Genomic DNA, 14,238 nt, shown 5'->3' with positions numbered 1-14,238 from the left:
TGGGGTTAGTGTATGAATTATATTTGGGAAATTTTGCTAAGAACGAGAGCAAATGGTGTGCTAGATGAAAACTTGTTTTTTGCCCAGGCCAAGGAGTGTAGCCCATGGTATGAGCAGTCTTTTCCCTGCCTCAACGAAGATACTGTGACAGGTCCTGTTGTAGAAATCAACAGTCTGTGTCGTTTTTCTTCTATTTTCCAAGAACTGCTTCATGAGATGGAGAACTCTGAATATCTACGTTTTCTGTTTGATGTTGGAATTCACGTTTTAGCAGATCAAGAAACTATGTCTGGTGTTAGTAAGCGAGATTTCTATGTCCAAAAGCTTTTGAGGGATATGGAAAAGGGAGAATTCTGTACTTCTGTCTCTCAGACATTTCAAACGCTATCTGATGCACAAAAGCATAGTGTAGCCTCACTGCTTCTGGCACAATATGAAACCGGCTCATCTTTACTTATGTTTCGCCAATCATTAACTCTTTTTTACCCACAAGCTATCCTCTATCAGCTTAAACTTCACCCAGAGCAGCTATTGCTTTACTTGGGATTGACAAATGCAAATATGGAGATCATACAAATGCTTCAGGATCTGTTTCTGCCGCTGCAATATCAAGTTCGGATCTTCTGGTCCAAACATTTTGGAGTTTGGGATGTAGATGCAACTATGATTTTCGACGAAATTGAAATTTATTAAAAAGCATGAGAAAGGCGGTGGGGAACTTGAGCAAGTATTCCTATACATATAATCGCGACACAGATCCGAAACAGGATCTTCGCTATTATTCACGGGATGAATTGGAATTGATGACCACTTATCAGTTAAGGGATATCTGTTATCGAGAGCGTATTATCAATGGTATTCATGCGCCGTTGGACAAGGATGTATTGATTCGTGAGATTCTGCGTTTTCGCGGTCGAGCAGACAGGTTATTTATTACAGAGTCCACAGCCGAAGGAACAGAACGGCTGGAAACCTTGCTTTCCACCGCAAGATTGAATCTGATCAATACTTCACTACAAGGGTGTGCCAAACTGATTGTCTATCATGGTATTTCTGTAGAATACTTTGATCGCTATACAATTGGATATACCCCTGAATTGGTGGATACTAATGCTTTGTTGGTCAGTGGCGGAAAGATATGTGCGATTTTTAATCTTCGCACTTATCAAAGCGAGCCAGAAAAATTATTCATAACAAAAGCAGCAGACATCGAATGCGAAGAGTCTACAATACGAAATTACACTCTTTACTGTATGGATCGAAAGCAGTCGGACCTTCTTTACCGTATTTATAAGGGAGAGGCATCAATTGTTCCAGAACATCTTACATTTCGTACAGTTCCTGTGCTGAATTTTGAGGTGCGTTCGCTTTTAGAAAGTCGAATGCCTCTTGCAATTGATTTTGGTTCATCCAATACAACGGCGGGAATTTATTTGGATAGCGCCTATTTTGAACAAATAGCTGGTGATCCCATTGCCCAAATTCTCAGGCGAGATCAGGTCAACTATGTGTCCTACTTAAACGTTGAGAATGGTGACACTGTGGCACCAGTATTGCCAAGCGCCGTTGCAGTAGTTGGAGTAAATGGACAGAATATTCAATATAAATTTGGGTACGAAGCAAACCGTCTGTTTCATCTAAGCTATATCGACGAGGGATTTTGCGTATTCTATGATCTCAAGAGATGGGTAGGCGATTCAGATCGATTGGAAGAAGTGGTGGACCGTCAGGGGCATCGTAGCTTTGTCCCACGCAAAGAAATTATCCAGGCCTATCTGGAGTATGTAATTGAATGTGCCAGACAGAGGTTTAAATGTAACTTTAAATCAATTCATATCTCTGCTCCAGTTAAGCAGAAACCATTGTTTATCCAGCTGTTTCAAGAGATTTTACCTAACTATCGACTGGAAAATGAAAATATGCTGGATGAAGGCGTAGCAGTCCTTTACAATACTATTTCAACACTGATCAAAGAGGAACATTATAAAGATGGGGAAATATATCGAGCTCTGATTATTGACTGCGGTGGAGGAACCACCGACCTCTCTTCTTGTCGGTTCCGGATCACAGACCGCCGGGTAGCCTATCAGATTGACATTGCGACCGCTTATGAAAACGGGAACACTGATTTTGGAGGCAATAACTTAACTTATCGTGTTATGCAGCTTCTGAAGCTGGCACTTGCCCGTCAGTTAAGTAGCGAGGAGCTTCCTGATACAGATGATTTGATTCGCAATTTTGATATAGACCTATTCCGTACGGTAGATAAACAAGGGATAGATCAGGTATACGCTAAACTGGATGAATCATATATCAAAGCAGAACAGGTGATTCCAACTCGTTTTCGCGACTATGAGCATAAGAGCCGGGGAGACTATTATGCTGTAAAAAACAATTTTTATTTTCTGTTTGAGACTGCAGAACGGATTAAAACCAATTTCTACAGCCATACCAATATTTTACGTGTGGCTGTCTCCAGCATACCAATTCAGGAAACCGCAACACAATGTATGTTGGTAGATCGCTGGAAACTCTCAGCATTTCAGACTCCAAACGGAACTCTGGAGGTAATGAAAGATATACCGACAGTCTATCTCAATATTTATGCACTGAATCTCTTACTACAAGCAGATATTTATGGAATTGTTCGGCAATTTATGGAGGGACCTTACACAGCTGGAGAACTTCCTGAATATAGCATCTTAAAACTCACAGGACAGTCCTGCAAAATTGATATATTTCGGGACGCACTAAAAGAATTTATACCGGGAAAAATCATTCAATCTTCACGACATCACCAAGGACAAGAGTATGATTATGATTTAAAACTGACATGCTTAAATGGTGCGATTCAATACTTAAAGGATAAAATGTTTGGATATGCGGATGTCAGTATTACTCATGAGCAGGCGGCTTTTCCCTATGTGGTTACTGCTTTTACGCATACAAATCAAGAGGTTACACTCATCCATAGTCTGGACAGAGAAAATATCCGTGGGTTTATTTCCCGTAATATGGCCGATCTTACCCTAAAACTATACTTAAAAGATTTGGAGGGGCGGCAGAGATATATTTATAACTGTTCCTGCGATCCAGATAAATTTGAAAATCAAAAAGCAGAGGAAATTGTAGATCGGTATGGCGGACAAATTCTTCAAGACGATCTGGATGATATTGTCGATCGAGAACTGAAATTCTTTGTTCTGGCAGACGAAAATCGTTGGGGTTTTACAGTGGTACCAGTTTTGCGCCGAAAAGGGCAGCTTCAGTTAGGACCGGATCAGTTCTTCCGCTTTGAAACAGAGGGCTGGCTTACAAATTTCTTTGATGGGACAAAGTAAAGGTGATTTCTTATGTGGGTACAAAAGATTCCGGAATTTCACAGTGGGCACATCTTTAAACGAGAAATGATGACAGAGTTGTCCTCTTATCTCTACGGTTTGGGACCCCTGTTGTATCAAAATTGCTCCGATGGGATCGTGGCAGGTTGCGTGCTGACGACAACAGAGGATAGTATTGTGGTCAATCCAGGTGTAATCCGTTATGAAGGTGAACTATATCTGATTCAGAAACCGCAATTTGCGGCCTACGCGCCAACTAATACCACCCGAGTTCTCAATCTGGTATTCCACGACCAGGTAGAGACAGATTCTTTTGTGACTCGTGAAATGGAACTGGTTTTTACAGAAGGGCCAGCTGCTGAGGAAAGATTTTTTGAACTTTGCCGGTTTAAGCTTCAGCCCGGAGCAAGACTGAGATATACCTATACGAGCTTTGCCGATCGGGAAACGGAGTATGATACACTAAATACCATTCACTCCAGATTTTGTGGTATGGATCGCTCTACACTCTCCCCCCAAATCACAATGCACTTTGCACAGGAAGCGTTGCGATTAGGAGCAGATGGAACAGACGCCATATTCTGTATGATGTTACTTTCTTCCAAAGAACCTGTCCGAGCGGAGGCACTGGAAGCATATATCCACTCTAAACTGGGAGCCGACTTTTCTTGCGACTCAAATATCCAGCTATATCGTGGACTGATTTCTTGCCTCACACAATTTAAAGGTGAGCAGAAAGAAATGCCTGCAAAACGAAAAACCTGGAGCATTATGATGGATTGATTGGAGGAACTATTGATGTCATACCAAGATGAAGAATTGCTGCGCATGAGGCAAAAAGCCGCTGAGTTTAAAAAACAGCAGGCATCAGAAGAAACCCTTTCAGAAGAACTGCAGCAGTCTATTTATGATCCGGTAACGTATATCACAAAAATACCAGTAGTATTTGAAGATAAAATGTTGTTGGATGGACGTTTATTCATGCGGGTCCCAAAAGATTTTGAACCGCTTTCTGATGCAATCATCAAACAGCAGTTTATTATGGAAAGTAAGCCGCAATATGTTTATGAAAATCCATATCTCCCGTTTGGCATTACATTTACAGTGACAAACATTCCTGGTGATAAAACGTATATTGAGCAGATGTTTCCTTATATGGTACGGACAGTAAAAACTGTGGGACCGAATGTACGGATATTATCAACTGGAAAAAAAGTAATACATGATATTTATGTGCGTTGGTTTGAGGCAATTTCCCAAACGATCACTGAGCCAAGCTATCGCACAGTCTTTGTTTTTCCACTGAATAAGATGACCGCAATTGGCTGCATTACCTGTCCATCCAGACTAAAAAAGCGGTATCAACCGATTATGCAGGAAATGATTGATAGCATACGTTTCCCCAATCATAGTGTGGAAGAGGTCGGAAAAAATGAATGAGATAGAAGTTATTTCCCATGTAAATATTTTCGTAGGATTGTTTCCTTTTACCAAGATTATTAACTTGAAAATTGAACATGGTCCTAATTCTTTTGGACAATGTATTATTGAAGGAGAAATGCTTCCTGAGAATGCAGATTATATTGCACAAAGAACAGATGAATTAAGCGCGACAGAGGTTATTACAACGGCTAAAAATCAGCCTGCAAGATTATTCTGTGGCATCGTCAAAAACATTGCTGTGGAATATCTTAATGAATATGCCAAGGTTACAGTGATGCTGGAAGACTCTTGTAAAAAGTTGGATTTTCAAACACATCAGCGCTCTTTTCAAAACACATCTGCAACTTATGGGGAATTAATTTGTCAAAGCATAGCAGGAGAAGGGACAGCTGAAATCACAGTTACAGACAGAAAAACAGGCTCCATTGTAATGCAATACGATGAGACAAATTGGGATTTTTGCATTCGCATGGCTTCTCAACTTGGTGCACCACTTTTTTCTGACATACAAGCAGATGAACCTCATCTGTATGTAGGACTTCCGTCATCTGACCAGACAAAAGATTTAACCACAGCATCTTTTCAAATGGACAAAGGAACTTCTGTCGGAAAAAATTCCGGCGAAAAGATTATGGTAAGTGAAGATAGCTCTGATGCTGGTTTAAAATCATATTATTATACTTTTGTTGGTAATTTTGTTAAGGTTGAAAAACGTTTTTTTGCTGTTAAAAGTGTGAATGCTGAAATGCGGGATGGCATTCTTGAAATGACTTATGGACTTTTGCCGATGGGTAATGAGGAGCCGCAAGCAGGCAGTACAACAGATATAAGAGGATTGGCGGTCCCCCCCATATCAAATCAAAATTGCAGCGGCAAAATGTTTACAGGAACCGTTCAGGATGTATCTAAAAACAAAGTAAAGGTACAGTTCTCGTTTGATGGCTCTTACAATGGAGATTATTGGTTTGAGTATTCTACCGCATATTCATCCTCAGATAAGAGCGGGTGGTACTGCATGCCCGAAGTAGGCGATACTGTGAGAGTATTTTTTCCTTCGGGGAACGAAGGAGAAGCGTTTGCTGCCAGTTCTGTACCAATGTTTGCTGCAAGTAATCCAAAAGATAAAATATGGATGGCGCATGGAAAGTGCATCCAATTAACAGAATCTGGAATTTTAATTACATCTGACGGGGAAGAAGCTTATATTGATCTGTCTACTGACAATGGAATTACCATTTGCTGCAAAAAGAATCTGAGCATTATGGCAAAGGAAGACATTATAATGCAGGCTAAAACAATTCAATTAGTTGCAGATGAAAAGATTTCCTTAGGAACAGATCGAGCGTTTATTGATATGGAAGAAACAGGGATCACTTTGCTGGGAAATGAAGTTATTGTTGAGTAAAGCAGGGGGAAAAAGCATGGATGAAACCATATTTAATCAGACAGTATTTTCTCATGCATCAGAAAAAATGATTTCTGAATTGACGGAGCTTCTTTCCGATTATGCAGAAGATTTCTTTTTTTCTCCAGTTGAAAATTTTATGAATGAGCTGTGTGAAAAACAACGTCAGGAAAAGCTCGAGCCGATTTCATGTATCTCACTATCTATGCTGCGTACAGCTCTGGCCAATGAAGAGTTTGGGTATCGTATCGATGCATATGGTGAGGATTGGCTTTTGTATGAACGTCCTCTTTCCACTGTCTTTATAGCATGTGACTGGTTTCTCCCTGTTTGGAAAGCGCTTTTGGATTACTTTGAAGGCATCCTGAAAAATCAGGAGATACAAAAAAACTGTTTTCCGCTTCAGGCAGAGCAGGCTGCCTGGAAGTGTATTGGACCTGCATGGAGTTTTATGGGGTCACTTCTCAAATATAGTTTGGAAACTATAAATAAAACAGAAAGCTACAAAAAGTTAATAAAGGGAAATGAATTTCATATTGAGTTTGGAGAGTTTTTAGACTGGAAAGTTTTTTTGTCAGCTGAGTATCCAGAGATTGATATTTTTAACAGCCGTGGGAGACAGTTTGCACATCACCGATTCACTCAAAGGCTATTTCAGAAAAAAAGGTTTTTTAGGCTCAATTTAAAAGGTTGTGTGTTTTGCGATTGTGAATTTAAAAATTGCAGTATTGAGCAATCAGTCATGAACGACTGCGTGTTTAAGCGATGCAAATTCACGGATGTTACTTTCCAAGACTCATTTTTGGCAGGAGCAAGATTTGAAGAGTGTACTTTAGAGAATAGCAGTTTCCAAAAAGTAATAGCCTGTTTTGAAGGCCTTCCGCCAGAAAAGGCAGATGATTGGTATTGTTCTTTGCTGCTGTTTCATACTTCTATCAATCATGTCGCTTTTTGCGAGTGTGATTTACGAGGAGCACTGATGGAGCAGTGCACAACTACATTTACTACACTGGAGAATACATTAACAGACTTATCAGATTTTTCAGTTCTAATTCCGGAAACGAGGGAGTGAGCACATCAATGGAGTCCTACTTCCTGTTACATATGAGCGACAGGGTTCAGCGTCCCCTGACAATTTTGGGGCTTCCATCCAGATATCAAAGGGTGGTGGATAAAAAGGCGTTTGATCGCCTGGACCAGGCTATTGTTGCATACTTTTGCGCGGAAGCGCAAGAGGAGATCCCTTGCGTTTTACATGATCCAAGCTTTCTTATCAGCGATGAATTAAAAAAGCTCTTTTGTTTGTATATGCCGGATCTACAGATGAAGATAGTTCAACTGTTTGCAGGAGAAAAGGAACGCCATGAAAATTGTATGTATTGGCTTCCTTATTTCCGCTCAGTTTCCTGTTTACATAAAGACGCAGAAAGATATCCAGACGGTTCCATAAAAAAGCTCATAATAGATAAAACACGTTTGCCACACATTCCTATCTTTCGAGTTAATGAAATTCTGGAATTCAGAGTAATAGTGGAGCTTTCTGTTGCAGAAAGTATTTTGCGTCGATGCCCGTACGGTGTAGGTTTAACACCCGTGGAGGTGAAATAAATGTCAGATTCAAAAATCTTGCCGGAAAACCGGTTCGTTTACCGCCTTTTATATGCTAAATGCAGCTATGGTTCCATGAGTCACCCTATCAATGTGGCGGAAGTAAAAGGTGGACATGGTGTTCTGTTTGGTCCAGAAGCTCAACCAGTTTTGAACGCAAATGATTGGAAGCCTAATATCAATATCATCCATTTTGGAGATTGCACCCCACGGCAGCAAGACAAAGAAACTGGTTTAGCTGTTGAAAAACAGGGATTTGAAAAAATTTTTCAAAGTATTAACGAGTTTTTTGTCGCACAGAAATGTAAGCCAATGATTGAAACCGTGTGGTACGAGACAGACGATAAATATTTAATAGATGGAGCGCCTGCTTTATTAATGAAAAGCATGCTTTTTTGTAAATGTGGGGGAATTATTACAATTGAATCTACGCCGTTGGAAAGTGCCGAAAGCGAGCAGCAAGCGGAAGATATCGAAAAAACCTGTGCGGAAGTTAACGCCTGTGTGGATCAGGCACAGGCACAAGGAAAAGTGGACAGCAAGACTGCTGAGTTTATGAAGGATGGCTATACCGAGGCTTTGAAATTTGCTAATGGAGATGTGGAGACTGCTAATCAGCTGTTTAGCGATCTACTCAATCACAGCGGAGATTCTCAGGATGGGGAAGCACAAGAATATGCCAGTACAGAAGCACAGTATGATAAATTCAAATTATATCTGGAACATAATGATTCACCACTTGCCAACATGGATTGTGATCGTATGACAGTCAAAAACAGCTTTGGGGAAGAGAAGCCTTTACGAACGGCAGTAGCAAATATTGTGGAAGAAAGCGGAGAAAACGAGGAGACAGAAAACTCTGTAGTTCCGGTAGTCACAACAATTTTGGGTTGAAAGACCATAGACGGGGTGAAACCATGACAAAGGAATTTGATGCATTAGGCAGTTTGAAAATAGAGTTTGGGATACCGTGTATCAAAATTCTCTTTTTAGATGCGTCCAGTATGGCGAACACACATGGTACCATGATTTTAAAGGCTGTTATTCCAGCGGAAGTTTCACAGGAAGATATTCTCCGCTGCGAAGATACACCGATTACACTTGCCAGACGGACAGGAGAAGTGATATTCAGCGGTATGGTGACCAGGTTGAAACTGGAACATAGTGCTCAATATCAGGAGCTTCTGATTACGGCATACACTTATTCCTGCCTGGCAGACCAGGATCGCAAGAGTGAAACCTTCCAAAGCACAGGGAAAACCTTGGGGCAGGTGCTCCACTCTGTCATGGCTCCTTATGGCGTAAAGGTTTCTATTCCCAATGATATTCCCATTTCACAAATGCTTTCCCGCAACAATGAAACACCATGGGAATTTACAGTTCGAATTGCCAACGAGCAGGGGTTTTATGTATATGCGGACAGCAAATCGCTGGAGCCACATATTAGTGTGGGTCTGGAGCCGTTTTCCACATTTTCCTACAGCAGCTTTGAGTTGGAGCGCGAAGAAAAGGATCTGACAGACTATCTGACCATGCAGGCACGCATGGGCGGAGAAGTATTGTCCTATCAAATGTCCAAACAAATCGGTGTTTCTTCTGACCTGGAAATTGGCGTTGGCTGTAAGATGGCAGGAGATTCCCGCGACTATGCAGTTGTTGGGAGCCGTATTGCAAGCGATGGTGATTTGGTGAAAAATCACCTTACCCTGACAGACCCTGTGGGTGCAGTTCCGGTAGATGGCACGAAAACCACGCTGCTAAGTACAGTCCTTACAGGTGAGGTGTTGGATGTACAGGGAGTGCTGGTGCTGGTGAAATTCAGCAGTGACGGCCCTGCGGCAGGAACAAGATGGATTCCCTATGAAAGCTCCATCGGAAACTACTTTTATTGTATGCCCAATATAGGGGATCAGGTTTTTGCGTATTATCAGAATGACGGAACCATCGTCTGCCTGGGAAGCAAGTGGAACGGTGAAATGCCGGATTTTGGGAATCCGAAGGATCGTGTTCTGGTGGCGCAGGAGCATATGATCAAAGCGTCAGAAAAGAAGCTGGAATTCGTGGTGAAACGCGACCATGAGGATCCCGAAAACGAGGAAAAGACGCATATTACGTTCAAAAAGGGCGAAGGGATTACGATACAGAGCCAGCAAAGCATATTGCTCAAAGCAGCAGATGAATTTATCCTGAGCAACAGGAAGGAAACGCTGCAAAACATAAAAACCAGCTATAAGAACAGCTTTGCTGAAATGAAAAAGAATACGGACGAAGCCCACGCGGACTATGAACTGCATGGAGGAGGAGCACAGGCACCGGTGTACCCGCTGACATGGGAAAGCTATCAGGAATCCCGCAGCGTGCAGTATATGAACATGATAGAGCAGCAGTTCAAAAACAATATCATAGTGGAGACGATCAGCGACATAATATCTGGAGATGATTCGCAGCAGCCGGCAAAGGAAAAAGAAAAAGAAAAAGAAGAAGAGGAAGAGGAAGATACCGGATCCCTGACAGGGAATATCTCCCTGCGCGCATCGGAAAGTTTCGTATTATCGCTGCATGATACAAGCAGCGCCATCCAGATGGATCAGGACGGAATCATGGTCCTCTCCTCACCGCATTATTCGATGTATGGCTCACATCGGGGGAACTATGAGCGAGTCGAGCTGGAAAACTACACCACGCGCGATTTGATTTTGGACGGAATCCAGTTGGCGTTGAGTGCCATCAGCCTGATAGGAATGTGCCTGCCGCCCATCGGATGGGCTGTTGCCCTTGCGGCAAGCGCAATAGACGTGGGGATTTCGATAAACCGCGGAGACATGATAGGAGTAGGGATAGGAGTTCTGGGAGTGTTCGGAGATGTGGTTGGAATCGTGTCGAAGGTGGGAAAGATGGGAAAAGTGCTCAGCACGGTAACCCGTGTGAGCAAAGTAACAAGTAAAATAGAAGCTATCTATGGAATGGTGTGCACATCCATTATGTTGGGTCAGAACATAAAAAGTTTGAAGGAAATTTGGGAGAAGGTGAGTCAGGAGGGCTGGACCAGCGAAAATATGCAGGCGTTTCAGCAGTGGTTGAAAATGAGCGCTTATTCGGTGGGAACAGCCGGTGCATTCATGGCTGCCTCGAGGCTAGGAGGAAATCTGGGGGCCAGAATGAGCCAAAAAACAGGAACGACGCGGCAAAGACTGACAGGAGCCATAGGAGAAATACTGCAGGACACGTCTGCGAAAGCGAAGGGAGTGGGAAGCAAGGCGTTGTCCTCGCTGAAAAATTCTGGGAAGTCGGCCATAGAAACGTTCAGCAAAGCAGGGGAATCTACCGCGGGAGCGGTGTATCTGGGTCTGAAAAGCGGAAAGAACGGTGTGCAGAATCTGGTGGGAAAAAGCTTTGAGGGACTCAAAGCCTGGTTCAAAGGGATACGGGATCCTCAGGGCGATCCGGTGGATCCTGTGACAGGAAGCTTTGTTGCAGAGCAGACGGATTTTATTTTGCCGGATATCGCAGGGGAGTTTCGCCTGATGCGCCGCCATCAGTCGCTGAGCAGCTATGAAAAACAGCTTCTGGGAACACGTTGGGTGAGCAGCATAGGGATGTGCCTGATCGTGGAGGACGGAGAAGCGGCGATGCTCAAGGATGATTTGAGCGTAGAGCACTTTGAAAAGACAGAGCAAGGTTGGATCAACACCAAAAACGGAAGCCTGGAATACAGGATGACGGAAACAGCAGAGGGGTACTGGATTTATGAAAGCGTGACAGGGAAGAGGTATGGATACAACGGGCATGGAAACCTGGTCAGTATTGTGGACATACATGGGAACCGGACGGAGATCAGCTACTGTGGGGAAACGATTCAGAGACTGACACTTGCGAGCGGACAGTATCTGGACTTCCGCTATGAGGCAGGCAAGATTTCGGAAATCACAGACAGGGCGGGAAGATCGGTTCGGTATAAGTATGATGGGGACTTGCTGACGGAAGTAACCTATCCGAACGGTGGAACCATGCGCTATCAATATGATAGGGAAGGCCGGATTGTTTCGGTGACGGATCAAAATGGCGTCAACTATCTGAACAACAGCTACGACGAAAAAGGGAGAGTGGTGAGGCAGGACCTGGCAAACGGGGAAGAGCACATTTTCATGTATGACGACGCGCTTCGCCGGACCACCTATTGCAATATACACAGCGGTGCAAGAATCGTGCACTATTACAATGAGAAAAAGCAAAATATAAAAACGGAATATGACGACGGCACCACTCAGGAGCTGGTATATGACGAGTGGGACAACCGCATCCAGGAGAAGGGGCGTAACGGTGAGATCACCCGTTGGACCTACCGGCAGGATGGGAAGCTGGTGCGCCATGAGCTGCCCGGCGGCCTGGTTTGGGAGTATGAGTACGATGAACGGGGCAACCGGATCCACTGGTGGAACAACGACGGTGAGGAATTCTTTGCCCAGTTTGACGCACATAACAACTGCGTCCGTGAGGAGCAGGTGATCGACACGGTGCGCCGCCGGGTGCAGACTTACCAATATGACCGCCTGGGACGTATGATCTCCATGACGGACGGCAATGGCAATGAGACAAAGTATGAGTATTGGGAACACAGCGGCCGGGTGTCCCGGCTCACCACGCCGGAGGGTGCGGTGTTCCAGTACCGCTATGATAAGATTGAACAATGCATGGCGATCCAGAGCGAGGCCGGTGAAGTCCAGTTTGGCTACACCAGGCTGGGGGCGCGGGCGCTGGAGATTGATCCACTGGGCAATACGACCCGCTACCGCTATGATCTGCTGAGCAATCTGACTGCCAAGGTGCTGCCCAATGAGTACGACGAGAAAACGGGAGACGGCTCCTGCTACCGGTATGAATACGATGCGATGGATCACCGCATCCGCACCATCGATCCGCTGGGGAATGTGTTTGCTACCCCGCATGACATGGCAGGGCGGCTGGAGATGGAGATCCATCCCAATACCTACGACCCGGAAACCAGGAGCGGCCAGGGTGTGAGGTATGAGTATGACACCGATAACCGGAGGATTCGGGTCATCTATCCGGATGGCGGCATCCGGCGTCTGAAATATGACGCTATGGGCAACCTGGTGAAGGTGATTGAGCCGGAGCAGTACGATCCCCAAACAGATGACGGCGCTGGATATACCTACCGCTATGACGCAGCTAACCGGCTGGTGGAGATCATCGGCCCCGATGGGGCGGTGGGAAAGAAGTATCTGTACAGCCTGCGGGGCCTGGTGGTCAAGGAGATCTCCGCGGACGGCTATCTGGCCGGAGAGACAGATGAGGAGCGGATCGGGACGCTGTACGCCTACAACCGGGCGGGCTGGCTTCTGGAAAAACGGGAGCCGGTATCCAGGGCGGAGGACGGCACGGTCCAGTACCGGCTGACCCAGTATACCTATGATGCCAACGGCAGCCGGACGGAGGAAAAGCGTTTTCTGTCCTTCCAGGATGCGGAGAGCGCCAGGGGCAGCATTCACACGCTGACCTTCGGGTATGACAAGCAGAACCGGCTGGTGCGGGTGAGCGACGGCCTGGGAGCTGTGGTACTCTACGAGTACGACGGGCTGAACCAGCGCACCCGGGAGACACGCCTGCTCAGTAAGGATCTAACCCAGCGGCTGGACTACCGCTATGACGCGGCAGGCCGGCTGGTGGAGACACGGCAGAGCGCGGACCCGAACGGCTGTGGAAGCCACTTTGTCAGCACACGGTATGAGTACGACCGGAACGGGAACATGACCCGCATTCTTCTGCCAGAGGGCGGCGAGATTCTGCGGGAGTACGACGCGGCCAACCGCCTGACGGCGGAGATTCACAGGGAAACGGCCAGCGGCATCGACAACCGGACGGAGTTTGGCTACGATGCGGCGGGCAATCTGACTGAAATCACGGACAACCAGGGGCGCAAGACCCGTATTGCCTATGACCTGCTGAACCGGGAGATCCGGAGGACTGAGCGGGACGGCGGGGTACAGCGCACAGTCTACGACCGGAACGGCCATGTGGTGCGTCTGATCCGTCCCAATGAATACGATCCGGAGACGGATGGCGGGGAGGGCTTCCAGTTTACCTACGACGCCGAGGGTCGGGTACTTACGGTGGTCAGCCCGGAGGGCCATGTGCTCCAGAGCAACACCTACGACGGGGCGGGCCGCCTGCTCCAGCGTGTGGACGGCGTGGGCAGCGGCGTGAAGTATGAGTATGATTTCACCGGAGCCCAGCGGCGCATGGAGAGCATGGGCGGTGCCAGCCAGGAACTGGAGTATGACGCCCAGGGCCGGATTACCGGCATTGTGGACGGCAACGGAAACGAGACCAGGTACCTGCTGGATGAGTGGGGCCGGATCACCGGCGTGAGGAAGGCGGACGGCTCCACAGAGCAGTATGCCTATAACTTCGCGGGGGATA

9 protein-coding genes are annotated in these 14,238 nt (G+C 45.6%); all 9 read left to right on the top strand.

The annotated features are described in order from the left end of the window. Positions 1 to 12 precede the first annotated feature (12 nt). Entirely contained in the window at positions 13 to 693 is a 681-nt protein-coding gene (locus tag B5F35_RS13980) for a hypothetical protein (protein ID WP_087242016.1), read from the top strand. Positions 694 to 719: 26 nt separating this feature from the next. Then, positions 720 to 3,341 (top strand): acetate and sugar kinases/Hsc70/actin family protein, encoded by a 2,622-nt coding sequence (locus tag B5F35_RS13975; protein ID WP_087242014.1) that lies wholly within the window; start codon positions 720 to 722, stop codon positions 3,339 to 3,341. 12 nt (positions 3,342 to 3,353) lie between these two features. Continuing rightward, the gene (locus B5F35_RS13970; RefSeq protein WP_087242012.1) at positions 3,354 to 4,124 is read left to right on the top strand and encodes a hypothetical protein; all 771 of its coding nucleotides are present in this window, start codon (positions 3,354 to 3,356) and stop codon (positions 4,122 to 4,124) included. A gap of 15 nt (positions 4,125 to 4,139) precedes the next feature. Further along, complete coding sequence (locus tag B5F35_RS13965; RefSeq protein ID WP_087242010.1) at positions 4,140 to 4,781, top strand: hypothetical protein; 642 nt, start codon at positions 4,140 to 4,142, stop codon at positions 4,779 to 4,781. Continuing rightward, positions 4,774 to 6,189: a contractile injection system protein, VgrG/Pvc8 family gene (locus B5F35_RS13960; protein WP_087242008.1), complete on the top strand. Its 1,416-nt coding sequence runs from the start codon at positions 4,774 to 4,776 to the stop codon at positions 6,187 to 6,189. The genes B5F35_RS13965 and B5F35_RS13960 overlap by 8 nt, the downstream gene beginning before the upstream one ends. Before the next feature lie 16 nt (positions 6,190 to 6,205). Next, positions 6,206 to 7,261, top strand: a complete 1,056-nt coding sequence (locus B5F35_RS13955; RefSeq protein ID WP_162611434.1) for a pentapeptide repeat-containing protein — start codon at positions 6,206 to 6,208, stop codon at positions 7,259 to 7,261. Positions 7,262 to 7,269: 8 nt separating this feature from the next. Next, positions 7,270 to 7,797: a hypothetical protein gene (locus B5F35_RS13950; protein ID WP_087242004.1), complete on the top strand. Its 528-nt coding sequence runs from the start codon at positions 7,270 to 7,272 to the stop codon at positions 7,795 to 7,797. Then, positions 7,798 to 8,691, top strand: coding sequence for a DUF4280 domain-containing protein (locus tag B5F35_RS13945; RefSeq protein WP_087242002.1), 894 nt, complete (start codon positions 7,798 to 7,800; stop codon positions 8,689 to 8,691). A gap of 110 nt (positions 8,692 to 8,801) precedes the next feature. Next, the coding region (locus B5F35_RS13940) for a DUF6531 domain-containing protein (protein ID WP_206424051.1) at positions 8,802 to 14,238 on the top strand (5,437 nt) is incomplete at its 3' end.

Source organism: Anaeromassilibacillus sp. An200, from assembly GCF_002160025.1.
Lineage (GTDB): Bacteria > Bacillota > Clostridia > Oscillospirales > Acutalibacteraceae > Caccousia > Caccousia stercoris.
The sequence above is the reverse complement of the archived record's forward strand: the minus strand, read 5'-3'. Positions and strand labels throughout refer to the sequence as shown.